This window comes from Kitasatospora sp. MAP12-44, assembly GCF_029892095.1.
In the GTDB taxonomy this organism is placed as follows: Bacteria; Actinomycetota; Actinomycetes; order Streptomycetales; family Streptomycetaceae; genus Kitasatospora.
Window position 1 is genome coordinate 6,312,940 of sequence record NZ_JARZAE010000004.1, and the last position, 25,461, is coordinate 6,338,400.

The window sequence follows — 25,461 nt, forward strand, 5'->3', positions numbered from 1 at the left end:
AGGCCAAGGGCTGCCACCGAAGGCCCCGCCGCTACGCGGCCGCGGACCGCGGGAGCCAGGCGGCCAGCTCGCCGGCCTCCGCGGCGCGCAGGCCGAGCGCCAGCATCAGCGAGGCCTCCGGGGTCGGCTCGAACGGGCGGCGCAGCAGCGCCATCCCGGCCTGCTCGGGCGTCCGGTCGGCCTTGCGCTGGTTGTCGGCGGCGCAGGCGGCCACGGTGTTCAGCCAACTGTCGGCGCCACCACGCGACTTGGGCTGGACATGGTCGACGGTGGTCGCGCGCCGCCCGCAGTACGCGCACAGGTGCTGGTCACGGGCCAGCACCCCGCGCCGCGACCACGGCGCCCGTTGTCGGAACGGCACCCGTACGTACCGCCGCAGCCTGATCACCCGGGGGACCGGTACGGAGATCCCGGTGGCCCGCACCATGCGCATCGGATGCGCCTGCTCGACCACGGCCTTGTCCTGGAGCACCAGCACCACCGCGCGCTGCAGTGACACGGTCGACATCGGTTCGTAGCTCGCGTTCAGAACCAGCGTGTTGCGCATTCCGGCCACCTCCCAGAGCCCTCCCGCCCTGTGGCGGACTTGTCCACTGTGGATGCCAGCAGGCGCACGGGACAACGGAATTTAGGCCAACGGCGGGTGTCATCCGCCCCCGCTACGCTCACCGTGTGCCCATCTCCGCCCGTGATCCGCTGCCCCGCGCCTTCTTCGACCGGCCGGCCCCGATCGTCGCGCCCGAACTCCTCGGCCGCCTCCTGCGCTGCACCCTCCCGGACGGCAGCGTTGAGCTGCGGATCACGGAGGTCGAGGCCTACCAGGGCGCGGACGACCCCGCCTCGCACTCCTACCGCGGGCAGACCGCCCGCAACGCCGTCATGTTCGGCCCGCCCGGGCACGCCTACGTCTACTTCACGTACGGCATGCACTTCTGCCTGAACCTGGTCTGCGGCCCCGGCCTCGCCCCCGGCGGCGTCCTGCTTCGGGCCGGCCAGGTCACGGCGGGCCTGGAGCTCGCCCGCAGGCGGCGCGCGACCAGCCGCGGCGACGCCGACCTCGCGCAGGGCCCGGCCCGGCTCGCCGTCGCCCTCGGCGTCGACCGGTCGCAGGACGGCGCGGACCTCGATGGGCCGGTGCTGCGCGTGCTGAACGGCACACCGCCGCCCGCCGAACTGATCCGCAGCGGCCCGCGCACAGGGGTGGCGCTCGGCAGTCGGACGCCGTGGCGCTTCTGGACCGCCGACGAGCCCAGCGTCAGCCCGTATCGCGCCCACACCCCGCGCCGCCGCAGCCCGAGCGGTCCGGTCCGGAGCTAAAGAGGTGGCGCGAACGGCGTACCCTCGGACAGATTGGATCGCACAGCCGGGCCCGCCGTAGAAGCGGCCCGACCAGACCGAGGAGAACCGGTGACCGTGACGGACATCGTCGACGAGCTGCGGTGGCGTGGGCTGATCGCCCTGTCCACCGACGAGGACGCATTGCGCAAGGCGTTCGCGGACGGCCCGGTCACCTTCTATTGCGGCTTCGACCCGACCGCGCCGAGCCTGCACCTCGGCAACCTGGTGCAGATCCTCACGATGCGCCGCATCCAGGCGGCCGGGCACCTGCCGCTGGGCCTGGTCGGTGGGGCCACCGGTCTGATCGGGGACCCGAAGCCTACGGCCGAGCGCGTGCTCAATGACCGCGAGACCGTCGCCGCCTGGGTGGACCGGGTCGGCGGCCAGATCGAGCGCTACCTGGACTTCGAGGGCCCGTTCGCCGCGCGCATGGTCAACAACCTCGACTGGACCTCCGAGCTCTCGGCGATCGATCTGCTGCGCGACATCGGCAAGTTCTTCCGGGTCAACAGCATGGTGGCCAAGGAGGCGGTGGCCCGCCGGCTGAGCTCCGACGCGGGGATCAGCTACACCGAGTTCAGCTACCAGGTCCTCCAGGGCAACGACTTCCTGGAGCTCTACCGCCGCTACGGCTGCACCCTGCAGACCGGTGGCAGCGACCAGTGGGGCAACATCACGGCCGGCACGGATCTGATCCGCAAGGCCGAGGGCAAGTCGGCACACGCCCTGGCCGTCCCGCTGCTGGTCAAGGCGGACGGCACCAAGTTCGGCAAGACGGAGACCGGGACGATCTGGCTCGACCCCGAGCTGACCACCCCGTACGCCTTCTACCAGTTCTGGCTCAACACCAACGACGCCGACATCTCCAACTTCCTGCGGGTCTTCAGCTTCCGCTCGAAGGAGGAGATCGAGGAGCTGGAGCGCGAGAGCGCTGAGCGTCCGGCCGCCCGGCTCGGCCAGCGTGCGCTGGCCGAGGAGCTCACCACCCTGGTGCACGGCGCGGAGCACTACGAGCGCGCGGTGGCAGCCTCCAAGGCGCTCTTCGGCCAGGGCGACCTGGCGGAGCTCGACGCCGGCACGCTGGCCTCGGCCCTGGCCGAGGTGCCGAAGGCCACGGTCGCCGAGCTCGCGCCGATCGCCGACCTGCTGGTCGCGGTGGGCCTGTCCGCGAGCCGCTCGGCAGCCCGCCGGACGCTGAAGGAGGGCGGCGCGTACCTCAACAACGCGAAGGTCGCGGACGAGGACATGGTGCCCACGGCGGACGATCTGCTGCACGGCCGCTGGCTGGTCCTGCGCCGTGGAAAGCGCAACCTCGCAGCGGTGGAGTTGCAGGCGAGCTGATGTTCCTTCACACTCCCCGACGCCGAGCACGCGTCAGGTGGCCGAAACAAGACCGCCGTTGAGCTGGGAGAACAACGCTGAGGGGCCAGATCCAGTCGGATCTGGCCCCTCAGCGTTTGACGGGACCCGCTGACTGGCCTAGTGTTGAACGAGTCGCCAGAACCGGTCGGACGGAAGGGGCAGCTGAGAAGCTGGCCCGAACCACCGGAGCGATCATCACATTTACCGAATGACCGCCTTGTTGAATCCTTTCTTTATGTGGATTCGACATGGTCCGGACCTGGTCCGGAAATACGGTAGAGTGGCGGTCGCCGCAGAAATGGCGGACCTGGTCAGCCAGGAAGTCAGAAAAGGCAGTCAGCCGGATCTGATAAGCTGAATAAAGAACGAAACGAAGTACCGAACGAAGCGCCCGGAGATACTGCGAAGGCAGTTCAAAGAAAGCGTCCGTTCCTTGAGAACTCAACAGCGTGCCAAAAGTCAACGCCAGATATGTTGACATCCCCGGCCTTGATCTTCGGATCGGGGTTGGAGATTCCTTTTGAAGTAATACACAGCGAGGACGCAGTGCACGTGACCGCCCTATTCCGGTGGTTGTCGTGCCGCTCAACGCGGGTGTCACCCGATTACGGGTATACATTCACGGAGAGTTTGATCCTGGCTCAGGACGAACGCTGGCGGCGTGCTTAACACATGCAAGTCGAACGATGAAGCCTTCGGGTGGATTAGTGGCGAACGGGTGAGTAACACGTGGGAAATCTGCCCTGCACTCTGGGACAAGCCTTGGAAACGAGGTCTAATACCGGATATGACCTGTCCTCGCATGGGGATGGGTGGAAAGCTCCGGCGGTGCAGGATGATCCCGCGGCCTATCAGCTTGTTGGTGGGGTAATGGCCTACCAAGGCGACGACGGGTAGCCGGCCTGAGAGGGCGACCGGCCACACTGGGACTGAGACACGGCCCAGACTCCTACGGGAGGCAGCAGTGGGGAATATTGCACAATGGGCGAAAGCCTGATGCAGCGACGCCGCGTGAGGGATGAAGGCCTTCGGGTCGTAAACCTCTTTCAGCAGGGAAGAAGCGCAAGTGACGGTACCTGCAGAAGAAGCACCGGCTAACTACGTGCCAGCAGCCGCGGTAATACGTAGGGTGCGAGCGTTGTCCGGAATTATTGGGCGTAAAGAGCTCGTAGGCGGCTTGTCGCGTCGGATGTGAAAGCCCGGGGCTTAACCCCGGGTCTGCATTCGATACGGGCAGGCTAGAGTGTGGTAGGGGAGATCGGAATTCCTGGTGTAGCGGTGAAATGCGCAGATATCAGGAGGAACACCGGTGGCGAAGGCGGATCTCTGGGCCATTACTGACGCTGAGGAGCGAAAGCGTGGGGAGCGAACAGGATTAGATACCCTGGTAGTCCACGCCGTAAACGGTGGGAACTAGGTGTTGGCGACATTCCACGTCGTCGGTGCCGCAGCTAACGCATTAAGTTCCCCGCCTGGGGAGTACGGCCGCAAGGCTAAAACTCAAAGGAATTGACGGGGGCCCGCACAAGCAGCGGAGCATGTGGCTTAATTCGACGCAACGCGAAGAACCTTACCAAGGCTTGACATATGCCGGAAACGGCCAGAGATGGTCGCCCCCTTGTGGTCGGTATACAGGTGGTGCATGGTTGTCGTCAGCTCGTGTCGTGAGATGTTGGGTTAAGTCCCGCAACGAGCGCAACCCTTGTTCTGTGTTGCCAGCATGCCTTTCGGGGTGATGGGGACTCACAGGAGACTGCCGGGGTCAACTCGGAGGAAGGTGGGGACGACGTCAAATCATCATGCCCCTTATGTCTTGGGCTGCACACGTGCTACAATGGTCGGTACAAAGGGCTGCGATGCCGCGAGGCGGAGCGAATCCCAAAAAGCCGGCCTCAGTTCGGATTGGGGTCTGCAACTCGACCCCATGAAGTTGGAGTTGCTAGTAATCGCAGATCAGCATGCTGCGGTGAATACGTTCCCGGGCCTTGTACACACCGCCCGTCACGTCACGAAAGTCGGTAACACCCGAAGCCGGTGGCCTAACCCGTAAGGGGAGGAGCCGTCGAAGGTGGGACCAGCGATTGGGACGAAGTCGTAACAAGGTAGCCGTACCGGAAGGTGCGGCTGGATCACCTCCTTTCTAAGGAGCACACGGCCGATTGTGAGCAAATGTCTCGCACGGTCAGCTCATGGGTGGAACGTTGACTATTCGGCACACACGGTTGGTTGATACCAGTACTGCACTTCGGTGCGTGGAACGTATCGGCGGGTCGGGTGTGTCGGGCACGTTGTTGGGTCCTGAGGGAGCGGCCGTCATGGTCGTTGCTTCAGTGCCGGTCCCACGGACACTGCTCGAGTCTTCGAGTTGTGTAGGTGGGTGTCTGGTCGTTGTTTGAGAACTGCACAGTGGACGCGAGCATCTGTGGCCAAGTTTTTAAGGGCGCACGGTGGATGCCTTGGCACTAGGAACCGATGAAGGACGTGGGAGGCCACGATAGTCCCCGGGGAGCCGTCAACCAGGCTTTGATCCGGGGGTTTCCGAATGGGGAAACCCGGCAGTCGTCATGGGCTGTCACCCGTACCTGAATATATAGGGTATGTGGAGGGAACGAGGGGAAGTGAAACATCTCAGTACCCTCAGGAAGAGAAAACAACCGTGATTCCGGGAGTAGTGGCGAGCGAAACCGGATGAGGCTAAACCGTATTGGTGTGATACCCGGCAGGGGTTGCCAATGCGGGGTCGTGGGAAAGTTCTTCAGTCGTCTGCCGGCGGCTGGGTGAGTCAGAAACCGTATGGATAGTCGAAGGACATGCGAAAGGTCCGGCGTAGAGGGTAAGACCCCCGTAGACGAAATCTGTGCGGCTCACTTGAGCTTCTCCCAAGTAGCACGGAGCCCGAGAAATTCCGTGTGAATCTGGCGGGACCACCCGCTAAGCCTAAATATTCCCTAGTGACCGATAGCGGATAGTACCGTGAGGGAATGGTGAAAAGTACCGCGGGAGCGGAGTGAAATAGTACCTGAAACCGTGTGCCTACAAGCCGTGGGAGCGTCGGACACCAGCTTGCTGTGTGTCTCGTGACTGCGTGCCTTTTGAAGAATGAGCCTGCGAGTTTGCGGTGTGTAGCGAGGTTAACCCGTGTGGGGTAGCCGTAGCGAAAGCGAGTCCGAATAGGGCGTTTGAGTTGCACGCCCAAGACCCGAAGCGGAGTGATCTAGCCATGGGCAGGTTGAAGCGGAGGTAAGACTTCGTGGAGGACCGAACCCACCAGGGTTGAAAACCTGGGGGATGACCTGTGGTTAGGGGTGAAAGGCCAATCAAACTCCGTGATAGCTGGTTCTCCCCGAAATGCATTTAGGTGCAGCGTCACGTGTTTCTTGCCGGAGGTAGAGCACTGGATAGGCGATGGGCCTCACCGGGTTACTGACCTTAGCCAAACTCCGAATGCCGGTAAGTGAGAGCGTGGCAGTGAGACTGTGGGGGATAAGCTCCATGGTCGAGAGGGAAACAGCCCAGAACACCGACTAAGGTCCCTAAGCGTGTGCTAAGTGGGAAAGGATGTGGAGTCGCACAGACAACCAGGAGGTTGGCTTAGAAGCAGCCATCCTTGAAAGAGTGCGTAATAGCTCACTGGTCAAGTGATTCCGCGCCGACAATGTAGCGGGGCTCAAGCACACCACCGAAGTCGTGTCATTGCAGCAATAGGGCCAACGCCTGCTGTGATGGGTAGGGGAGCGTCGTGTGCCGGGTGAAGCAGCGGAGGAATCCAGTTGTGGACGGTTCACGAGTGAGAATGCAGGCATGAGTAGCGATACAAGAGTGGGAAACTCTTGCGCCGATTGACCAAGGGTTCCTGGGTCAAGCTGATCTGCCCAGGGTAAGTCGGGACCTAAGGCGAGGCCGACAGGCGTAGTCGATGGACAACGGGTTGATATTCCCGTACCCGCTTTGAAGCGCCAACGTCGAACCAGATGATGCTAAGCCCGCGAAGCCGGCCTGGAGTCTTCGGACGAAGGGACGTGGTGGAGCCGGTGACCCAAGTCTGTAGTAGGTGAGCGATGGGGTGACGCAGGAAGGTAGTCCAGCCCGGGCGGTGGTTGTCCCGGGGTAAGGGTGTAGGCCGAGTGATAGGCAAATCCGTCACTCATTAAGGCTGAGACCTGATGCCGAGCCGATTGTGGTGAAGTGGATGATCCTATGCTGTCGAGAAAAGCCTCTAGCGAGTTTCATGGCGGCCCGTACCCCAAACCGACTCAGGTGGTCAGGTAGAGAATACCGAGGCGTTCGGGTGAACTATGGTTAAGGAACTCGGCAAAATGCCCCCGTAACTTCGGGAGAAGGGGGGCCATTCCTGGTGATGAGTCTTGCACTCTGAGCTGGGGGTGGCCGCAGAGACCAGCGAGAAGCGACTGTTTACTAAAAACACAGGTCCGTGCGAAGCCGTAAGGCGATGTATACGGACTGACGCCTGCCCGGTGCTGGAACGTTAAGGGGACCGGTTAGTCTAGTTTCGACTAGGCGAAGCTGAGAACTTAAGCGCCAGTAAACGGCGGTGGTAACTATAACCATCCTAAGGTAGCGAAATTCCTTGTCGGGTAAGTTCCGACCTGCACGAATGGCGTAACGACTTCTCGACTGTCTCAACCATAGGCCCGGTGAAATTGCATTACGAGTAAAGATGCTCGTTTCGCGCAGCAGGACGGAAAGACCCCGGGACCTTTACTATAGCTTGATATTGGTGTTCGGTTCGGCTTGTGTAGGATAGGTGGGAGACTTTGAAGCGGCAACGCCAGTTGTCGTGGAGTCGACGTTGAAATACCACTCTGGTCGTGCTGGATGTCTAACCTGGGTCCGTGATCCGGATCAGGGACAGTGTCTGGTGGGTAGTTTAACTGGGGCGGTTGCCTCCTAAAGAGTAACGGAGGCGCCCAAAGGTTCCCTCAGCCTGGTTGGCAATCAGGTGTTGAGTGTAAGTGCACAAGGGAGCTTGACTGTGAGACCGACGGGTCGAGCAGGTGCGAAAGCAGGGACTAGTGATCCGGCGGTGGCTTGTGGAAGCGCCGTCGCTCAACGGATAAAAGGTACCCCGGGGATAACAGGCTGATCTTCCCCAAGAGTCCATATCGACGGGATGGTTTGGCACCTCGATGTCGGCTCGTCGCATCCTGGGGCTGGAGTAGGTCCCAAGGGTTGGGCTGTTCGCCCATTAAAGCGGTACGCGAGCTGGGTTTAGAACGTCGTGAGACAGTTCGGTCCCTATCCGCTGTGCGCGTAGGAATATTGAGAAGGGCTGTCCCTAGTACGAGAGGACCGGGACGGACGAACCTCTGGTGTGCCAGTTGTCCTGCCAAGGGCATGGCTGGTTGGCTACGTTCGGGAGGGATAACCGCTGAAAGCATCTAAGCGGGAAGCCTGCTTCGAGATGAGTATTCCCACCTCCTTGAGAGGGTAAGGCTCCCAGTAGACGACTGGGTTGATAGGCCGGATGTGGAAGCCCAGTAATGGGTGGAGCTGACCGGTACTAATAGGCCGAGGGCTTGTCCTCAGACGCTCGCGTTCACTGTGTGGTTCCCGGGTAGCGAACAGCTATCGCCGGTGACGAGTCGAATATTCGACTCAACCACGATAAAAGAAACACCATTCAACTAAAAAGTGTGTTTCGCTGAATACCCGATAGGGTTTCGGTGGTCATAGCGTGAGGGAAACGCCCGGTTACATTCCGAACCCGGAAGCTAAGCCTCACAGCGCCGATGGTACTGCAGGGGGGACCCTGTGGGAGAGTAGGACGCCGCCGAACAATTATTCAAAGGCCGCGGCCCCAGCGATTCGCTGGGGCCGCGGCCTTTTTGTTTTACCTGCACAGGATTGACCTGCACGATTTGTCGGCTTGCTTCGCCGCCCTCCAGGCGCGAGGTTGGAGCTGATGCTTGACAATGGAGACGGTGTGTGGCCAGGCGGCCGGCACCGAGCCGCCCGGACGCAGTCGCTGTCCGGACCAGCGGCGCAGCTGATGAAGCAGAAGGAGTCACCGCGATGTCGAACCCGCCCCAGGACCGTCCCGAGCGTCGATCGGACGATGGCCGAGGCTACGAGCCCCGCTCGCGTGGGGGGGCGTCGGGCGACCGCGGCCCGCGTCGTGACGACCGTCCGTCCGGTGGCGACCGTGGCGGGTTCCGCCGTGACGACCGCCCCAGCGGTGGCGACCGCGGCCCGCGTCGTGACGACCGTCCGTCCGGTGGCGACCGCGGTGGTTTCCGCCGTGACGACCGTCCCAGCGGTGGCGACCGCGGTGGTTTCCGTCGCGATGACCGTCCCTCGGGTGGTGGCGGTGGTTTCCGTCGTGACGACCGTCCGTCGGGTGGGTTCAACCGTGACGACCGTCCGTCCGGCGGCGGTGGCTTCCGTCGCGATGACCGCCCCTCGGGTGGTGGCGGTGGTTTCCGCCGTGACGACCGCCCGTCCGGTGGGTTCAACCGCGATGACCGCCCCTCGGGTGGCGACCGTGGCGGGTTCCGCCGTGACGACCGTCCGTCTGGCGGTGGTGGCTTCCGTCGCGATGACCGCCCCTCGGGCGGGTTCAACCGCGATGACCGCCCCTCGGGTGGCGACCGCGGTGGCTTCCGTCGCGACGATCGCCCCTCGGGTGGTGGCGGTGGTTTCCGCCGTGACGACCGCCCGTCCGGTGGGTTCAACCGTGATGACCGCCCCTCGGGTGGCGACCGTGGCGGGTTCCGCCGCGATGACCGTCCGTCCGGTGGCGACCGTGGCGGGTTCCGTCGTGACGACCGTCCGTCGGGTGGCTTCAACCGTGACGACCGTCCCTCCGGTGGCTTCCGTCGCGACGACCGTCCCTCGGGCGGGTTCAACCGCGATGACCGCCCCTCCGGTGGCGACCGCGGTGGTTTCCGTCGCGATGACCGTCCGTCCGGTGGCGACCGTGGTGGCTTCCGTCGTGACGACCGGCCCTCCGGTGGTTTCAACCGCGACGACCGCCCCTCCGGTGGCTTCCGTCGTGACGACCGTCCGTCGGGTGGTTTCAACCGTGACGACCGTCCGTCCGGTGGTGGCTTCCGTCGCGACGATCGCCCCTCGGGTGGCGACCGCGGTGGGTTCCGTCGTGACGAGCGTCCGTCCGGTGGCGACCGCGGTGGGTTCCGTCGTGACGAGCGTCCGTCCGGTGGCGACCGCGGCGGTTTCCGTCGTGACGACCGTCCGTCGGGTGGTTTCAACCGTGACGACCGTCCGTCGGGTGGTTTCCGTCGCGATGAGCGTCCGTCCGGTGGCGACCGTGGTGGCTTCCGTCGCGATGATCGTCCCTCCGGCGGCGGTGGTTTCAACCGTGACGACCGCCCGTCCGGCGGGTTCCGTCGTGACGAGCGTCCGTCCACCGGTGGTGGGTTCCGCCGTGACGAGCGTCCCTCGGGCGGCGACCGCGGCCCGCGTCGTGACGACCGGCCCTCGGGTGGCGACCGTGGCGGGTTCCGCCGCGACGACCGTCCGTCCGGTGGCGACCGTGGCGGGTACCGCCGGGACGACCGTTCCTCCGAGGGCGACCGCGGCGGCTATGACGACCGGCGCGGGCACATCGAGCCGGTGCGGCGCCTGCCGATCCCCGAGGACGTCACGGGTACGGAGATCGACGGCGATGTCCGCCAGGAGCTGATGAGCCTCCCGAAGACGCTGGCCGAGGACGTGGCCCGCAACCTCGTGATGGTCGCCCGCCTGCTCGACACCGAGCCGGAGGAGGCCTACCAGTACTCCCGCGTGGCGCTCCGCCTCGCCTCCCGCGTGCCGTCGGTGCGCGAGGCGGCCGGCTTCGCCTCGTACATGACCCAGCGGTACGCGGAGGCGCTGACCGAGTTCCGCGCCGCTCGCCGGATGACCGGCCGCGCCGACCTGTGGCCCGTGATGGCCGACTGCGAGCGCGGCCTCGGCCGCCCCGAGCGGGCGCTGGCGATGGCCGGCGAGCCCGAGGTGAAGCAGCTGGACAAGGCCGGCCAGGTCGAGATGCGCCTGGTGGCGGCGGGTGCCCGGAGTGACATGGGCCAGTTCGACGCTGCCGTCGTCACGCTGCAGAGCCCGGAGCTGGGCTCCAACTCGGTCCAGCCGTGGACCGCGCGACTGCGTTACGCGTACGCCGAGGCGCTGATCGCGGCCGACCGGGCCGACGAGGCGCGCGACTGGTTCGCGAAGGCCGCCGAGGCCGACCCGGAGGGCACCACCAACGCCTCCGAGCGCCTGGCGGAGATCGACGGCCTGGAGTTCGTGGACGCGCTCGACCCCGAGCTCGACGTCGAGGACGAGGACGAGGACCTGGTCCAGGCCCGGGACGAGGACGAGGACGACGACGAGCTTGTCGGCGAGGTCCGCGACGAGCGGGACAACCGCGGTGAGCGTGACGAGCGTGACGAGCGCGGCGAGCGGGATGAGCGCGGCGACGACCGTGACGACCGGGTGATCTTCGAAGAGGACGAGGACGTCGAGGAGTACTACGACGACGACGACCTCGAAATCGACGAGGTCGAGGGCAACGAGGTCGAGCGCGAGCTGCGCAACCGCGAGAACCGCGGCTGACCTGCCAGGAGTTGCTGAAGAGGCCCTGCCCACCCGGGCAGGGCCTCTTTGCGTTTCCCCGGCCGTTTCCCCCGACTGTTCCCAGCCGGCGTTCTCAGCCCAGTTCGAGGCTGCGCAGCACCAGTCCGCTGGCCGGCTTGGGCCCGAACGACGTGGACTTGCGGGGCATCGTGACCCCCTGCTCGGCCAGCCGGCGGACCACCCCCTCGTCGACCGGGTGCAGCAGTACAGCCGTGCCGCCGGTGCGCGCGGCCTCGCGCTCGGCGGCCGCGGCGGCGTGCAGATAGCCGATGTCGTCGGGGCCGTCCGGGACCCGCCAGGTGTGCTCCAGCAGGGTCGCGTGCAGCACGGTGGCGTCCAGCCGGCGCCACTCCTCGGGCCGGTCCTTGGGCACGGTGGCGTTCAGCAGCGCCTCGTCGGGGCCGGTGAGCAGGTGGTAGCCGCCGTCCCCGGCGGTCAGCAGGAAGGCGTTGCCGCCGCTCTGCTTGGCCTCGGTCAGCGCTGCCAGCGCCTGCTCCAGCGGGCCCGCCAGCTGCCGGACCGACCAGCCGCCCTCGTCCAGCGCGGCCAGCGCGCGCTGCAGCGGGAGCCGGTAGAGCACCCGGTGGATGGCCCGGACCCGCAGCGGGTAGCGCGCGGTGTCCACCAGCAGCACCATGCCCCGGTCCCACGGGCTGAACGGCAGGTGCCGGTGCTCGCGTTGCAGCCGCAGGTACATCTCCCAGCGGTGGTGCCCGTCCGCGATCAGCGCCCGGCAGGTGGCCAGATCGCGTGTCACCTCGGCCAGTTCGGCGGGGTCGGTGACGGCCCAGAGGCGGTGGTGGGTGCCGTCGCTGGTGGTCGTGGTGAGCAGCGGCTCGCGCTCGACGGTCCGCTCGATCACCCCGGCCGCCCCGCCGCCGCCGCGGTAGGTGAGCAGCAGGGGTTCCAGGTTGGCCCGGGTGGTGCGCATCAGGCCGACCCGGTCGGCGACCGGCCGCGGCATCACGTCCTCGTGCGGCAGCACCACGCCGCCCTCCCGGCCGCTGACCGCGAGCGCGCCGATCAGGCCGCGCTGCAGCAGCTCGCCGCCGGGGCTGTCGTCGCTGGTGCGCTGCTCGTACACGTACAGCGCCGGCTGCGGGTCGGCGGCCAGCACCCCCTCCCGCACCCACTTCTTGAGCAGTCGCGCGGCGTGCCGGTAGCGGGTGTCGCGGTCGGAGCGCTCGCCGGTGTCCTCGGGCTCGGGGCGCGGGAGGATGAGCCGGACCACGTTGTGCGGGTCGGCGGTCTCCAGACCGAGCCGTCGGTGGGGGTCGACCACGTCGTACGGTGGCGACGTGACCGCAGCCAGCGTGCCGACCCGTTCGGGTACGTATCGCAGTCCGCGGAAGGGCGACAGGGAGAGCCCTGCCGCAGCGACGCGCCCGGGATCGCCGGGGCCGCCGGGCGAAGTCTTGGCTCCGCTTTCTGCACTGGGTGCACTCATTCTGGGCATGGTAATCGGGAAGTGGAAGTTCCGAGATCTTGTTGCCGGATGCAGTCGGCCGAGGGCTGTCGGCAGAGGCCGCCGGGGGCAGGGCCCTCGGAGTGCGAGCGGGAGCGAGGCGAAGCATGAGTGAGGGGCAGGGGCAGGGGACCGGCGGTGGGGCCGAGCGTCCGCCGGTCACGAGCGGTGGACCGGGCGAGCCGCAGGGGGACGTGTACGACTGGTTCCGGCGCGGTGAGCAGCTGCTGGCCACCGGGCATCCGGCCGCGGCCGAGCAGTTGCTGGCCCGGGCGGCGGCCGCCGAGCCGGACTCCAAGAGCATCCGGGAGGCCCTGGCCAGGGCGCAGTACGACGCGGGTTCGTACGCGGGGGCGGTGGAGAACTTCCGGGCCATCGCGAAGGCCGATCCGTCGGACGACTACGCTCAGTTCGGCTGGGGGATCGCGGCGGCCAGGCTCGGCGACTTCGAGACCTCGGTGAAGCATCTGGCGCTGGCGGTGGCCATGCGGCCGGAGGCTGCCCACTACCGGGCGGCGCTGCGGCAGAGCAGGGCGACCCTGGCGGCCCGGTCGGGCGCGTACGGTCCGCTGCAGCCCGGAGCGCCGGGGTACGTGCCGCCGCAGCAGACCGAGTCCGGCGCCGACGCCGGGCCGCCGGCCGCCCGCGACGACGACCCGAAGGACGAGGAAGACCACGCATGACGGACACCCAGCCCCGCGCAGTTCTCCAGGCCCCCGGGTCGAGCGAGCGACCGCTGCTGGAGGCGTACGACACGGCGCTGCTCGACCTGGACGGCGTCGTCTACGCCGGCGCGGACGCGATCGAGCACGCCGTGGACTCGCTGGCGGCGGCCCGGGCGGGCGGCATGCGGCTCGCGTACGTGACCAACAACGCCTCCCGGCCGCCCCGGGTGGTCGCCGAGCACCTCACCGAGCTGGGCGTCCCGGCCGAGCCGGGTGACGTGATCAACTCGGCGCAGGCCGCCGCGCGACTGGTCGCCGCGAAGGTGCCGGCGGGAGCGAAGGTGCTGGTCATCGGCGGTGCCGGCCTGGTCGAGGCGCTCGCCGAGCACGGTCTGCTGGCGGTCGCCTCGCTGGCGGACGGCCCGGCGGCGGTGGTCCAGGGCTTCGACCCGTCGGTGGGCTGGGCCCAGCTGGCCGAGGCCTCCTACGCGGTGGCGTCCGGGCTGCCCTGGGTGGCCTCCAACACCGACCTGTCGATCCCGACCGCACGCGGTGTCGCGCCCGGCAACGGGACGCTGGTCGCCGCCGTCCGCGCCGCGACCGGCGCCGAGCCCGAGGTGGCCGGAAAGCCGCAGCCGCCGATGCACCGCGAGACGGTGCTGCGGACCGGGGCGAAGCGTCCGCTGGTGGTCGGCGACCGCTTGGACACCGACATCGAGGGTGCCTACAACGGCGGCGTGGACAGCCTGCTGGTCTTCACCGGGGTCTGCACGCCCGCCGAGCTCCTGGGCGCCCCGGTGCAGCACCGGCCGACCTATCTGGCCGCCGACCTGCGCGGACTGCTGGAGGCGCAGCCGGCGGTCGAGCGGCTGCCGGACGGGTCGTTCCGCTGCCGTGGCCGGCAGGCGCGCGTGCAGGACGGCGAGCTGCGGCTGACCGGGACGGGCGACCGGTACGACGGGCTGCGCGCGCTGTGCGCGGCGGCCTGGGTGGCGCTGGATCGGGACGGCCGACCGGCGGACGGCCGAAAGGCGCTGGCCGAGCTGGGGTTCTGACGGCGCCCTCGGGTGGTCAGAGCAGGGTGCGCAGCCGGAGCAGGTCGCGGATGCCCGCCTCCAGCCTGACGCGACCGGTGGCCCAGGCGGAGGCGAAGTTCAGCCGCCCGCCGACCAGGGCCACCAGGTCGTCGCTGGCCATCGTCAGCCGGATGTCGGCCCGGCCCACCGGAGCGCCCGGTGCCTCGGCCAGGCCCTGGATCCGGCCCTCGCGCAGGGTGCCGGTGAACGTCAGGTCGAGGTCGGTGAGCCGGCAGCTGAGCGTGCGGTCCAGGGCGGCGGCCTGCTTGACGTTGCCGTTGGCGCGTCCGAGGTTGCGGCTGAGCTGTTCCAGCGCCTCGCGGCACTCGTCGGTGTCGGCCATCGTCTCGCTGCTCCCTGTCCCCACGGTCTGCTCCGGCCACGGTACCCGCCTGGTCGGCTCAGGCCCCTGGCGGGCCCTGAGCGGCCTGCTCCGTCCGCCCGTTGGTGCAGCGCGCCCCCGGAGGTACGGGGTAGCGTCGTGCGCAGGCACGCCCGGTAGGGACACGGCACGGAGGAGGCACCCCGATGCGGGACACGCTGCGGGAGTACGTGGAGTTCGCCACCGGGCTCGCGGAGGGGGCCGGCAAGCGGGTCGTCGGGACGGCGACCGGGCTGCTGGAGCGGGCCGGCGTCGACCTGGAGGCCGTCGAGCGGACGGTCGCGGCGCAGCTCCCGCCGTCCGTGCAGTCGCTGCAGACGCTGGTGGGTGAGCTGGCGACGGCGGGGCGCACCGGGGTGGACCTCGCGGTGGGGCTGGCGCGGACGGAGGCGGAGAAGGCCGTCGAGCGGGTGGGGCGGCTGGGTGACCAGGTGGTGAAGGTGGGCGTGGTGCTCTCCTACCTGGAGGGGAAGCTGCGCGACCTGGAGGGCGGCGAGCCGGAGCAGCGGCCGTCGGCCGACCGGCGCGAGCCGCCGGCGGCACGGGCGCAGGGGCTGTTCGGCGAGGACTGGTGGCCGGAGGAGGAGTCGGCCGCGCTGGACGAGGAGCCGGTGCTGGACGAGGAGCCCGCGCCGGCGGCCGTACCGGCGAAGAAGGCCGCGCCCAGGAAGGCTGCTCCCAGGAAGGCCGCGCCGGCGAAGGCGGCTGTGAAGAAGACGGCGGTCAGGAAGACGGCTGCGAAGCAGCCGACAGCGGCGAAGAAGGCCACCGAGCCCAAGAAGACGGCAACCAAGAAGACAGCGGCCGCAAAGCCGGCGGCCGCGAAGACGGCGACCAAGAAGGCCCCCGCCAAGAAGGCCACCCGCAAGGACGGCGATGTCTGACCCCACCCCCGGCCCCACCCCCACCGGCCACCCGCCCGTGGACGCCGCCCTCGCGCGACTGACCGCTCTGGACGGGGTGCCGACCACGGCACACGCCGCCGTGTACGAAGATGTCCATCGGAGCCTGACCGACGCGCTCAGCGCGCTGGACCGGCCCGAAGAACCGGAGCACAGCACAGCTAGGAGCTGAACCCCCCGTGGCAGTGGCACGACGCCGACTCGACGCAGAGCTGGTCCGCCGCAATCTGGCGCGTTCCCGCGAGCACGCCAGCGAGCTGATCGCGGCCGGCCGGGTGAGCGTCGGCGGCGCCACCGCGACCAAGCCGGCCACCCAGGTGGAGACCTCGGCCGCCGTCGTCGTCGCCAAGGACGAGAACGACCCCGACTACGTCTCGCGCGGCGGTCACAAGCTGGCCGGCGCCTTCGCGGCCTTCGCCCCGCAGGGGCTGCGGGTCGATGGCCGCCGGGCGCTCGACGCGGGCGCCTCCACCGGCGGCTTCACCGACGTGCTGCTGCGCTCCGGCGCCGCGCACGTGCTGGCGGTGGACGTCGGCTACGGCCAGCTCGCCTGGTCGCTGCAGAGCGACGAGCGGGTCACCGTGATGGACCGCACCAACGTCCGCGAGCTCACCCTGGAGCAGATCGGCGGGGTGCCGGTCGACCTGGTGGTCGGCGACCTCTCGTTCATCTCGCTCGGCCTGGTGCTGCCCGCGCTGGCGGCCTGCGCGGGCCCGGACGCGGACCTGGTGCTGATGGTCAAGCCGCAGTTCGAGATCGGCAAGGAGCGGCTGGGCAGCGGCGGAGTGGTCCGCAGTCCGCAGCTGCGGGCCGAGATGGTTTGTCAGGTCGCGGCCCGCGCTTGGGAGTTGGGTCTTGGAGTTCGTGCGGTAACGGCCAGTCCGCTGCCGGGTCCTTCGGGTAATGTCGAGTACTTCCTGTGGCTTCGTCGCGACGCTCCGCAGCTCGACCCGGCCGAGGCTGACCGGGCCGTCGCGGAGGGTCCCCGCTAGGCTGCCGGTGCGTCGAGCACCGGCCCCGCCGGCAAGCGGGGGCCGCCACCGGGCCAAGGGCAACCCGGCAGACGTAGGGAGAGGGCATTGAGCGAGGGACGTACGGTCTTCCTGATCGCGCACACCGGTCGGGAGGCCGCGCTGCGCAGCGTCGAGCAGCTGGTCCAGGGCCTGCTGAAGGCCGGGATCAGGATCCGCCTGCTGGCCGCCGAGGCGGTCGACCTCGACCTGCCGGAGGGCGTGGAGACCGTCCAGGCCGGGCACGGCGCGGCGGACGGCTGCGAGCTGATCCTGGTGGCGGGCGGTGACGGCACGCTGCTGCGCGGAGCCGAGCTGTCCCGGGACACCGGCCTGCCGATGCTCGGCATCAACCTGGGCCGGGTCGGCTTCCTGGCCGAGGCCGAGCGCGACGACCTCGCTGTCGTGGTCGAGCGGGTGGTGGACGGCGCGTACGAGGTCGAGGAGCGGATGACGCTGGACGTCCTGGTGCGCACCAACGGCGATGTGGTGCACGAGGACTGGGCGCTCAACGAGGCCTCGGTCGAGAAGGCGTCGCGCGAGCGGATGCTGGAGGTGGTGACCGAGGTGGACGGCCGGCCGGTCTCCAACTTCGGTTGCGACGGCGTGGTGCTCTCCACACCCACCGGCTCGACGGCGTACGCGTTCTCCGGCGGTGGGCCGGTGGTCTGGCCCGAGGTGGAGGCGCTGCTGATGGTGCCGATCAGCGCCCACGCGCTCTTTGCCCGCCCGCTGGTGACCTCGCCGGATTCGGTGCTGGCCGTCGAGGTGCAGCCCAAGACGCCGCACGGGGTGCTCTGGTGCGACGGGCGGCGCTCGTTCGAACTGCCGGCCGGCGCCAGGGTGGAGGTTCGCCGGGGCAAGGTCCCGGTCCGGCTGGCCCGGCTGCACCGGGCGCCGTTCACCGACCGGCTGGTGGCCAAGTTCGCGCTCCCGGTGACGGGCTGGCGCGGGCGCTCCGGCACCTGCTGAGCCGGTCCTACCGACCCGCTCACACCGCCAGCGGCTGAGACTGCGTCTCGGTCGGCCAGGGCGCGCTGCCGGCGGCCGCGGCCGTCGCGGCGAGCCGTCGCGCGGCCTCGGCGGCGGCTGCGGCCGGCACGGTCAGCGGGATCCGGATGAAGCCCTCGAACGCGCCGTCCACCCCGAACCGGGAGCCGGCCGCGATCCGTACCCCGGTCCGGTCGCCCGCCGCGGCCAGCGCGCTGCCGGAGAGGCCGTCGGTGTCCACCCAGAGGGTCAGCCCGCCGACCGGGTCGGCGAAGCGCCAGCGCGGCAGCTGCTCGCGCAGCGCCGCCGCCAGGGCTGCCGCGCTGGCGCGCAGCCGGCCCAGTTGGAGGGTGCGCACCTCCGTCAGCCGCTCGGCCAGCAGGTTCGCGGCGATCAGCTGGTCGATCACCGGGGTGCCGACATCGCTGTAGATCCGGTCGGTGGCCAGCCGGCGCACCAGCGCCGGCTGCGCGCGGACCCAGCCGACCCGCAGCCCGCCCCAGAGCAGCTTGCTGGCCGACCCGACGGTCACCACCTGCGCCGCCCGGTCCAGCGCCGCCATCGGCCGGGGAGGCTCGCCCGTGCCCCGGTCGCCCGTGCCCTGGTCGGGAGTGCCCCAGTCGAGCTCGGCCATCGTCTCGTCGACCAGCAGCACGGTGCCCGCCGTGCGGGCGGCGGCCAGCAGCTCCCGGCGCTGCTCCTCGGCGATCAGCGCGCCGGTCGGGTTGTGGAAGTCGGGGATCACGTACGCCACCCGTGGCGCCGCGTCGCGCAGCACCCGGCGCCACTGCGGCAGGTCCCAGCCGGGGAGCCGCTCGGGGCCGCCGGGCCGGCTCTGCGGCACCGGGACCAGCCGGGCTCCGGCGAGCTGCAGCGAGCGCAGCGTGTGCGCGTAGCTCGGCGCCTCGACCGCGACCCGGTCGCCGCGGCCCACCAGCGCCCGCTGGGCCAGGTGCAGCGCGCCCATCGCGCCGGTGGTGATCAGGATCTGCTCGGGGGTGGTGGGCAGTCCGCGCTCGGTGTAGCGCCGGGCCACGGCCTCCCGCAGCACCGGGACGCCCGTCGGGTAGTGCCCGTGGCCGGTCGCGTAGGCGGGCAGCTGCTCGACCGCGCGGGCGGCGGCCTCGCCGAGGTAGGGCTGCGGCGCGGGCAGCGCGGCGACGCCCAGGTCCAGCACCCGGCCCTGCTCGTCCGGCGGGACGGGGTGCAGCGCGTCGCTGGGCGGGCTGCTGCCCTCGGGCAGTGTGGTCCAGCTGCCGGAGCCGCGCCGGCTGAGCAGGTAGCCCTGCTCTCGCAGCGTGTCGTAGGCGGCGGCGATGGTGGTGCGGCTGAGCGAGAGCACCAGGGCCAGTTCGCGTTCGGCGGGCAGTCGGCTGCCGACCGGCAGCCGTCCCTCGGCGACCAGCGCCCGGATCTGCCCGGCCAGCTCGCGGTAGGCCGGGCGGTGCCCGGCGGGCTCGGTCGGCCGGGCGGTACGCAGCAGCCGGGCGAGAGCGGGCGGGGTGACGGTGCTGTGCCAGTCGGCCATGCGGATCAGTCCACCTGAGTCGAATTGGACCTGGATGTGGCTCCTACACACTGTCCATGATGGCAGAGCGGCCACCCGGCTTACAGGCCACCCTCTCGTCCAAGGAGCCTCGATGGCGACCCTCGTCCTCACCCGCCCCCGCACTCTCCGCGGCCTCGCCCTCGGCCGCCGCCTGCCACAGCTGCTGGCCGGCCTGACGCTGTACGGCGCGAGCCTGGCCCTGATGGTCCGGGCCGCCCTCGGCCTCAGCCCGTGGGACGTCCTGCACCAGGGCCTGACCCGGCACTTCGGCCTGAGCATCGGCGCCTGGATGACGATCACCGGCGCCGCCGTCCTGCTGTTCTGGATCCCGCTGCGCCAGCGGCCCGGCGTCGGCACGGTCGGCAACGTGCTGATCCTGGGCGCCACGATGGACCTGACCCTTGACCTGCTGCCCGCCCAGCACGGGCTGCCCGTACGGATCGCCCTGCTGGCCGCCGGCGTCCTGCTGAACGGCCTGGCCACCGGCCTGTACATCGGCGCGCGCCTCGGCCCCGGCCCGCGCGACGGGCTGATGACCGGCCTGCACCGCCGCACCGGCCGCTCGCTGCGGCTGATCCGCACCGCCATCGAGCTCAGCGTCCTGACGGCCGGCGTGCTGCTGGGCGGCGGCGCCGGTCCTGGCACGCTGCTCTACGCGGTGGCGATCGGCCCGCTGGCACAGATCTTCCTGCCCTGGTGCACCGTTGCCGTCCCGGAGCCCCGGAAGTGATGAACTTCGCCTCGCCGGGCCGCCGCTCGTCGCGCGGTGGGGGCGGGGTCTCGTAAGGTCGTCTCCGTGTTGGACGAGATGCGGATACGGGATCTTGGCGTCATCGATGACGCGGTGGTGGAGCTGGCGCCCGGCTTCACCGTCGTGACCGGCGAGACCGGTGCGGGCAAGACCATGGTGGTGACCAGCCTTGGTCTGCTGCTCGGCGGCCGCGCTGACCCCGCCCTGGTGCGGGCCGGCGCCGACCGGGCGGTGGTCGAGGGCCGCCTCACGCTGCCCGCGGGCGCCCCGGCGGCGGTCCGGGCGCTGGAGGCCGGCGCCGAACTGGACGACGGCCAGCTGCTGATCAGCCGTACGGTCTCGGCCGAGGGCCGCTCCCGGGCGCACGTCGGCGGCCGCTCGGTGCCGGTCAGCCTGCTCGCCGAGCTCGGCGAGGACCTGATCGCCGTGCACGGCCAGACCGACCAGCAGCGCCTGCTGCGGCCCTCCCGCCAGCGCGCCGCGCTGGACCGCTACGCGGGGGAGGCGCTCGCCGAGCCGCTGGCCCGCTACCGGGCCGTGCACCGCCGGCTGCGCGAGGTCTCGACCACCCTGGCCGAGCTGACCACCCGGGCCCGTGAGCGCGCCCAGGAGGCCGATCTGCTCCGCTTCGGCCTGGAGGAGATCACCGCCGCCGAACCGGTGGCCGGCGAGGAGCAGGAGCTGGCCGCCGAGGCCGAGCGGCTCGGCCACGCGGACGCGCTCTCCTCCGCCGCCGCGCTGGCCCACGCCGCGCTGGCCGGCGACCAGGAGGACCCGGACTCGCAGGACGCCGGCACCCTGCTCGGCCAGGCCCGCCGCGCCCTGGACGGCGTGCGCGGGCATGACGAGCGGCTGGCGGCGCTGGCCGACCGGCTCACCGAGGTGGGCTACCTGCTGGCCGACGTCGCCGGCGACCTCGCGCTCTACGCGGACGACCTGGACGCCGACCCGGTCCGGCTGGCAGCCGTCGAGGAGCGCCGCTCGGTGGTGGCCCAGCTGCTGCGCAAGTACGGATCGGTCGAGGGGGGCACCGCCGAGGTGATCGAGTGGGCGGACGCCTCCGCCACCCGGCTCGCCGAACTCGACGGCGACGACGACCGGATCGAGGAGCTGGGCGCCGAGGAGGGCGCGCTGCGGCTCGAACTGGCCGTGCTGGCCGCCGAGGTCTCCGCCGCCCGGCACGCCGCCGCTGGCCGCTTCGCCGCGGCCGTCTCCGCCGAGCTCACCGAACTGGCCATGCCGCACGCCCGGGTGACCTTCGACCTCTCCCGCCTCGACGACCCGGCCGGCCTGGAGCTGGAGGGCCGCACGGTGGCCTACGGCTCGCACGGCGTGGACGAGGTCGAGGTGCTGCTCGCCCCGCACCCGGGTGCCTCGGCACGGCCGATCGCCAAGGGCGCCTCGGGTGGTGAGCTGTCCCGGGTGATGCTCGCGGTCGAGGTGGTCTTCGCCGGTGCGGACCCGGTCCCGACCTATCTGTTCGACGAGGTGGACGCCGGTGTCGGCGGCAAGGCGGCGGTCGAGATCGGCCGCCGGCTGGCCAAGTTGGCGCAGAGCGCCCAGGTCGTGGTGGTGACCCACCTGCCGCAGGTGGCGGCCTTCGCCGACCGGCACCTGGTGGTGGAGAAGACCAACGACGGCACGGTCACCCGCAGCGGCGTCAAGACGCTCAACGACGAGCAGCGGGTGCGCGAGCTGTCCCGGATGCTGGCCGGCCTGGAGGACTCCGAGCTGGGCCGCGCCCACGCCGAGGAGCTCCTCGCCGCCGCCAGGGCACCGCGGCAGCTTTAGCGCGCTCCCCGTTGTGCCGACTGTCCAAGAAGCCCGCGGACCTGGCATCGTGGCGGGCGGACCATGGATTCCGGTCCCGGACGTCGACGGCGGGGGCATCCCGGCGGCGGCGCGAGCCAGAGACGAAGTCGGAGCGAGACGACGTGGACCATTCCTCCGCCCGGGGCACCGCGACCGGCCCGGAATCGGGCCAACTGCACGTGGTGCTGGTGCTGTCGGCCGGCAGCGGCGGGATCGGCGCGCATGTGCGCTCCCTCGCGCAGGGGCTGACCGCGCACGGCCTCAAGGTGACGGTCTGCGCGCCGGCCGACTCCGACGCGCTGTTCGGCTTCTCGCGTACCGGCGCGGTCTTCCACCCGGTGGAGATCACCGCGACGGCCGGCGCCCGCAGCGACGCCACCGCGATCGGTGAGCTGCGCCGCGCCTTCACCGGCGCCGGGCTGGTGCACGCGCACGGCCTGCGGGCCGCGCTGCTGGCCGACCTCGCGCTGCGTACAGCGGGCCGGCTGCCCGGCCTGCGGCCGGAGACCCCGCTGGTGGTGACCTCCCACCACGCGCTGCTCGCCACCGGCCTGGAGCGCCGGTTGCAGCGCCTGATGGAGCGCCGGGTGGCCCGGGCGGCCGACCTGGTGCTCGGCGCCTCCTCGGACCTGGTGGCCCGGGCCCGTGAGCTGGGAGCCACCGACGCCCGGCTCGGCCCGGTGGCGGCCCCGCCGTTCGCCCCGGGCGGCCTGGGCCGGGCGGCGGCTCGCGCCGAGCTGCTGACCGGCGACCCGGACGCGGCGCAGCGCCCGCTCGTCCTGGCGGTGGGCCGACTCGTGCCGCACAAGGGCTTCGGCCACCTGCTGGACGCCTCCCGCGAGCTGCCCCGGGACGCGCTGGTGCTGATCGCGGGCGACGGGCCGCAGGGCCCCGAGCTGCGCGCGCGGGCCGCCGCCGAGAAGCTGCCGGTGGTGCTGCTCGGCCACCGCACCGATGTGCCCGACCTGCTGGCCGCCGCCGACGTGGTGGTGATCAGCAGCCGCTGGGAGGCCCGTTCGCTGGTCGCCCAGGAGGCGCTGCGGGCCGGCGTGCCGCTGGTGGCGACCGCCGTCGGCGGGATCCCCGAGCTGGTCGGCGACGCCGCGGTGCTGGTGCCCGCCGGCGACCCGGCCGCGCTCGGCCGGGCGGTGCGCGAGCTGCTGGCCGATCCTGCGCGTCGCGCGGCGCTGGCGGCGGCCGGGCCCGTCCAGGCCGAGACCTGGCCGGACGAGGCCGCCACCGTCGCACAGGTGCTCAGCACGTACGACGAGCTGGTGCAGCGCCCGTAGGCACCGCACCGCCGCACTACTGAGCGGCGGAGGCCTGCGGCTGCGGGGAGAGGTAGGCCGCGCCGCAGGCGGTCAGCCGCAGGGCGGTGTCGATCAGCGGCACATGGCTGAACGCCTGCGGGAAGTTGCCGACCTGGCGCTTGAGCCGCGGGTCCCACTCCTCGGCCAGCAGCCCCACGTCGTTGCGCAGCGCGAGCAGCTTCTCGAACAGCTCGCGCGCCTCGCCGACCCGGCCGATCATCGCCAGGTCGTCGGCGAGCCAGAACGAGCAGGCCAGGAACGCGCCCTCGTGCCCCGACAGCCCGTCCACGTTGTTGCCCTGCTCGTCATGGGTCGGGTAGCGCAGCACGAAGCCGTCCTCGGTGGACAGTTCGCGCTGGATCGCCTCGATGGTGCCGATCACCCGCTTGTCGTCCGGCGGCAGGAAGCCGACCTGCGGGATCAGCAGCAGCGAGGCGTCCAGTTCGCTGCCGCCGTAGTACTGGGTGAAGGTGTTGCGCTCGGGGTCGTAGCCCTTCTCGCAGACGTCCGCGTGGATCTCGTCGCGCAGCGCGCGCCAGCGGTCCAGCGGGCCCTCGGCCGGGGTCTGCTCGATCAGCTTGATCGTGCGGTCCACCGCGACCCAGGCCATCACCTTGGAGTGCACGAAGTGCCGGCGCGGCCCGCGGACCTCCCAGATGCCCTCGTCGGGCGCCTTCCAGTGCTCCTCCAGGTAGCTGATCAGGCGCAGCTGCAGCAGGTGGGCGTGGTCGTTGCGGGACAGGCCAGTCATCTGGGCCAGGTAGAGCGCCTCGACCACCTCGCCGTAGACGTCCAGCTGGAGCTGGCCGGCGGCGCCGTTGCCGACCCGTACGGGCGCCGAGCCCTCGTAGCCCGGCAGCCAGTCCAGGTGGATCTCGGACAGCTCGCGCTCGCCGGTGATGGAGTACATGATCTGCAGGTTCTCCGGGTCGCCGGCCACCGCCCGCAGCAGCCACTCGCGCCAGGCCCGGGCCTCCTCGCGGTAGCCGGTGCGCAGCAGCGAGGAGAGGGTGATCGCGGCGTCCCGCAGCCAGGTGTAGCGGTAGTCCCAGTTGCGTTCGCCGCCGATGTCCTCGGGCAGCGAGGTGGTGGGCGCGGCGACGATGCCGCCGGTGGGGGCGTAGGTGAGCGCCTTGAGGGTGATCAGCGAGCGGACCACGGCCTCCTGGTAGGGGCCCTGGTAGGTGCAGTGGCTGACCCAGTCCAGCCAGAACGCCTCGGTGAGCGCGAGCGCGGCCTCCGCGTCCGGGGCCTCCGGCGGCGGCAGGTGGGAGGCCTGCCAGGTGAGCGCGAAGGTGATCCGCTCGCCCGCCTCGACCGTGAAGTCGGCGTAGGTGGTCAGGTTGCGTCCGTAGGTCTCGGACTCGCCGTCCAGCCAGACGGAGTCGGGGCCGGCCATGGCGACCGTGCGGTGCCCGCCGTCGGGCTGCTCCACCCGGTGCACCCAGGGGACGATCCGGCCGTAGCTGAAGCGCATCCGCAGCGCGGAGCGCATCCGCACCCGCCCGCTGAGGCCCTCCACGATGCGGATCATCTGCGGCACCGGCTCCTGGTCGCCGAGGTGGCGCGGCGGCATGAAGTCGATCACCCGGACGCTGCCGCGCTCGGTGTCCCACTCCTGCTCCAGGATCAGCGAGTCGCCCCGGTAGCGGCGCCGGTCGGCGGGGACGGCGGGCGCCGCGGCGCTGATCGGGGGCTCCTTCAGTTCACCCGTATCGGCGAAGGGCGCGCGCGGAGCCGGTGCGGCGGGGACCGGGCCGATGGGGGCCGCCTCGGCGGGGCCGATTCGCCAGAAGCCGTGTTCGTCGGTGCCCAGCAGGCCGGCGAAGACGGCGGGGGAGTCGAACCGGGGCAGGCAGAGCCAGTCCACGGCCCCGTCTCTGCTGACCAGGGCGGCGGTCTGCATGTCCCCGATGAGTGCGTAGTCCTCGATACGGCCGGCCACGTGGATCTCCAGTTCGCGGTAGTGCTCGGCGGTCGCGCGACGGAGCGGGAGCGTGACTGCGGGGCCGCAGGGTGAGGGGCGAGCCCCGACCGGCGTGGGGGAGTGCAGCTGGGGTCCGGTACCGCATCGGGGACGGAGAGGCGTCGTCCCGACCCCTCGTCCTCGGCTGGCTCTGCTGTCGGCGATGCGTCCGTGCAGGATACGACGAGGTGGGCGGGCGAAGCACCCGGAAACGATCTCTTTGACCGGAACGGGCCAGCCGGACCTGATCACCACGGCCCGTGGACGGGACCGCTCGCTCACCCGTAC

General features: G+C 70.2%; 18 protein-coding genes, 3 rRNA genes and 1 pseudogene. 16 read left to right on the forward strand and 6 right to left on the reverse strand.

Annotation, left to right across the window (positions count from 1 at the left end):
- Positions 1–31: 31 nt before the first annotated feature.
- The gene (locus tag P3T34_RS28920) at positions 32–547 is read right to left on the reverse strand and encodes an HNH endonuclease (RefSeq protein ID WP_280668965.1); all 516 of its coding nucleotides are present in this window, start codon (positions 545–547) and stop codon (positions 32–34) included.
- A 125-nt stretch (positions 548–672) separates the two neighbouring features.
- On the opposite strand from P3T34_RS28920, the gene P3T34_RS28925 reads away from it, so the two are divergent.
- Complete coding sequence (locus tag P3T34_RS28925) at positions 673–1,317, forward strand: DNA-3-methyladenine glycosylase (RefSeq protein ID WP_280668966.1); 645 nt, start codon at positions 673–675, stop codon at positions 1,315–1,317.
- 96 nt (positions 1,318–1,413) lie between these two features.
- The gene (tyrS, locus tag P3T34_RS28930; protein ID WP_280672474.1) at positions 1,414–2,679 is read left to right on the forward strand and encodes a tyrosine--tRNA ligase; all 1,266 of its coding nucleotides are present in this window, start codon (positions 1,414–1,416) and stop codon (positions 2,677–2,679) included.
- A gap of 109 nt (positions 2,680–2,788) precedes the next feature.
- On the opposite strand, the gene P3T34_RS28935 is transcribed toward tyrS, so the two are convergent.
- A complete protein-coding gene (locus P3T34_RS28935) occupies positions 2,789–3,181 on the reverse strand; it encodes a hypothetical protein (RefSeq protein WP_280668967.1) in 393 nt (130 codons plus the stop codon).
- A gap of 137 nt (positions 3,182–3,318) precedes the next feature.
- On the opposite strand from P3T34_RS28935, the gene P3T34_RS28940 reads away from it, so the two are divergent.
- From P3T34_RS28940 to P3T34_RS28960, 5 genes and pseudogenes are all read left to right on the forward strand, one after another.
- Positions 3,319–4,840, forward strand: a 16S ribosomal RNA gene (locus P3T34_RS28940).
- Between the two features lie 284 nt (positions 4,841–5,124).
- A 23S ribosomal RNA gene (locus P3T34_RS28945) occupies positions 5,125–8,245 on the forward strand.
- 135 nt (positions 8,246–8,380) lie between these two features.
- A 5S ribosomal RNA gene (gene rrf, locus P3T34_RS28950) occupies positions 8,381–8,497 on the forward strand.
- Together the 16S, 23S and 5S rRNA genes form the textbook arrangement of a ribosomal RNA operon.
- 335 nt (positions 8,498–8,832) lie before the next feature.
- Positions 8,833–9,873 (forward strand): annotated as a pseudogene (locus P3T34_RS39990) (hypothetical protein); the annotation flags it as partial.
- A 420-nt stretch (positions 9,874–10,293) separates the two neighbouring features.
- Complete coding sequence (locus tag P3T34_RS28960; RefSeq protein ID WP_280672476.1) at positions 10,294–11,274, forward strand: tetratricopeptide repeat protein; 981 nt, start codon at positions 10,294–10,296, stop codon at positions 11,272–11,274.
- 94 nt (positions 11,275–11,368) lie between these two features.
- Here the strand turns inward: P3T34_RS28960 and P3T34_RS28965 are convergent, their stop codons facing one another.
- Positions 11,369–12,742 carry a DUF1015 domain-containing protein gene (locus tag P3T34_RS28965; RefSeq protein ID WP_280668968.1) on the reverse strand — a complete coding sequence of 458 codons (1,374 nt, stop codon included), beginning with the start codon at positions 12,740–12,742 and terminating at the stop codon, positions 11,369–11,371.
- A 125-nt stretch (positions 12,743–12,867) separates the two neighbouring features.
- On the opposite strand from P3T34_RS28965, the gene P3T34_RS28970 reads away from it, so the two are divergent.
- Both P3T34_RS28970 and P3T34_RS28975 read left to right on the forward strand, forming a co-directional pair.
- Positions 12,868–13,443, forward strand: a complete 576-nt coding sequence (locus tag P3T34_RS28970; RefSeq protein WP_280668969.1) for a tetratricopeptide repeat protein — start codon at positions 12,868–12,870, stop codon at positions 13,441–13,443.
- Positions 13,440–14,480 carry an HAD-IIA family hydrolase gene (locus P3T34_RS28975; RefSeq protein ID WP_280668970.1) on the forward strand — a complete coding sequence of 347 codons (1,041 nt, stop codon included), beginning with the start codon at positions 13,440–13,442 and terminating at the stop codon, positions 14,478–14,480. Before P3T34_RS28970 ends, P3T34_RS28975 begins: the two co-directional genes overlap by 4 nt.
- Positions 14,481–14,496: 16 nt before the next feature.
- Here P3T34_RS28975 and P3T34_RS28980 read toward each other — a convergent pair whose 3' ends face one another.
- Positions 14,497–14,844 (reverse strand): SCP2 sterol-binding domain-containing protein, encoded by a 348-nt coding sequence (locus P3T34_RS28980; RefSeq protein WP_280668971.1) that lies wholly within the window; start codon positions 14,842–14,844, stop codon positions 14,497–14,499.
- A gap of 185 nt (positions 14,845–15,029) precedes the next feature.
- Here P3T34_RS28980 and P3T34_RS28985 point away from each other — a divergent pair, with 185 nt between their 5' ends.
- The 4 genes from P3T34_RS28985 (at position 15,030) to P3T34_RS29000 (ending at position 17,767) form a co-directional block, all read left to right on the forward strand.
- Positions 15,030–15,767, forward strand: a complete 738-nt coding sequence (locus P3T34_RS28985) for a hypothetical protein (protein WP_280668972.1) — start codon at positions 15,030–15,032, stop codon at positions 15,765–15,767.
- Entirely contained in the window at positions 15,760–15,957 is a 198-nt protein-coding gene (locus tag P3T34_RS28990) for a hypothetical protein (protein ID WP_280672679.1), read from the forward strand. Before P3T34_RS28985 ends, P3T34_RS28990 begins: the two co-directional genes overlap by 8 nt.
- 13 nt (positions 15,958–15,970) lie before the next feature.
- Positions 15,971–16,777, forward strand: coding sequence for a TlyA family RNA methyltransferase (locus P3T34_RS28995; protein WP_280672478.1), 807 nt, complete (start codon positions 15,971–15,973; stop codon positions 16,775–16,777).
- A gap of 87 nt (positions 16,778–16,864) precedes the next feature.
- Complete coding sequence (locus tag P3T34_RS29000) at positions 16,865–17,767, forward strand: NAD kinase (protein WP_280668973.1); 903 nt, start codon at positions 16,865–16,867, stop codon at positions 17,765–17,767.
- Between the two features lie 19 nt (positions 17,768–17,786).
- Here the strand turns inward: P3T34_RS29000 and P3T34_RS29005 are convergent, their stop codons facing one another.
- Complete coding sequence (locus P3T34_RS29005; protein ID WP_280668974.1) at positions 17,787–19,313, reverse strand: PLP-dependent aminotransferase family protein; 1,527 nt, start codon at positions 19,311–19,313, stop codon at positions 17,787–17,789.
- Between the two features lie 112 nt (positions 19,314–19,425).
- Here P3T34_RS29005 and P3T34_RS29010 point away from each other — a divergent pair, with 112 nt between their 5' ends.
- From P3T34_RS29010 to P3T34_RS29020, 3 genes are all read left to right on the forward strand, one after another.
- Positions 19,426–20,064 carry a hypothetical protein gene (locus P3T34_RS29010; RefSeq protein ID WP_280668976.1) on the forward strand — a complete coding sequence of 213 codons (639 nt, stop codon included), beginning with the start codon at positions 19,426–19,428 and terminating at the stop codon, positions 20,062–20,064.
- Positions 20,065–20,142: 78 nt separating this feature from the next.
- Positions 20,143–21,876: a DNA repair protein RecN gene (recN, locus tag P3T34_RS29015; RefSeq protein WP_280672480.1), complete on the forward strand. Its 1,734-nt coding sequence runs from the start codon at positions 20,143–20,145 to the stop codon at positions 21,874–21,876.
- A gap of 143 nt (positions 21,877–22,019) precedes the next feature.
- Complete coding sequence (locus tag P3T34_RS29020) at positions 22,020–23,186, forward strand: glycosyltransferase family 4 protein (RefSeq protein WP_280668977.1); 1,167 nt, start codon at positions 22,020–22,022, stop codon at positions 23,184–23,186.
- Positions 23,187–23,202: 16 nt separating this feature from the next.
- Here P3T34_RS29020 and P3T34_RS29025 read toward each other — a convergent pair whose 3' ends face one another.
- On the reverse strand, positions 23,203–25,152 hold the full coding sequence (locus tag P3T34_RS29025; RefSeq protein ID WP_280668978.1) for a glycoside hydrolase family 15 protein: 1,950 nt from the start codon (positions 25,150–25,152) through the stop codon (positions 23,203–23,205).
- Positions 25,153–25,461: the final 309 nt, after the last annotated feature.

Coding starts and splice junctions, on each gene's coding strand:
- P3T34_RS28985 (WP_280668972.1), top strand. CDS start 15,030: ATGCGGGACACGCTGCGGGAGTACGTGGAGTTCGCCACCGGGCTCGCG.
- P3T34_RS28965 (WP_280668968.1), bottom strand. CDS start 12,742: ATGAGTGCACCCAGTGCAGAAAGCGGAGCCAAGACTTCGCCCGGCGGC.
- P3T34_RS29010 (WP_280668976.1), top strand. CDS start 19,426: ATGGCGACCCTCGTCCTCACCCGCCCCCGCACTCTCCGCGGCCTCGCC.
- P3T34_RS28920 (WP_280668965.1), bottom strand. CDS start 547: ATGCGCAACACGCTGGTTCTGAACGCGAGCTACGAACCGATGTCGACC.
- P3T34_RS28975 (WP_280668970.1), top strand. CDS start 13,440: ATGACGGACACCCAGCCCCGCGCAGTTCTCCAGGCCCCCGGGTCGAGC.
- P3T34_RS29005 (WP_280668974.1), bottom strand. CDS start 19,313: ATGGCCGACTGGCACAGCACCGTCACCCCGCCCGCTCTCGCCCGGCTG.
- P3T34_RS28935 (WP_280668967.1), bottom strand. CDS start 3,181: ATGTCAACATATCTGGCGTTGACTTTTGGCACGCTGTTGAGTTCTCAA.
- P3T34_RS28970 (WP_280668969.1), top strand. CDS start 12,868: ATGAGTGAGGGGCAGGGGCAGGGGACCGGCGGTGGGGCCGAGCGTCCG.
- recN (WP_280672480.1), top strand. CDS start 20,143: ATGCGGATACGGGATCTTGGCGTCATCGATGACGCGGTGGTGGAGCTG.
- P3T34_RS28980 (WP_280668971.1), bottom strand. CDS start 14,844: ATGGCCGACACCGACGAGTGCCGCGAGGCGCTGGAACAGCTCAGCCGC.
- P3T34_RS28990 (WP_280672679.1), top strand. CDS start 15,760: ATGTCTGACCCCACCCCCGGCCCCACCCCCACCGGCCACCCGCCCGTG.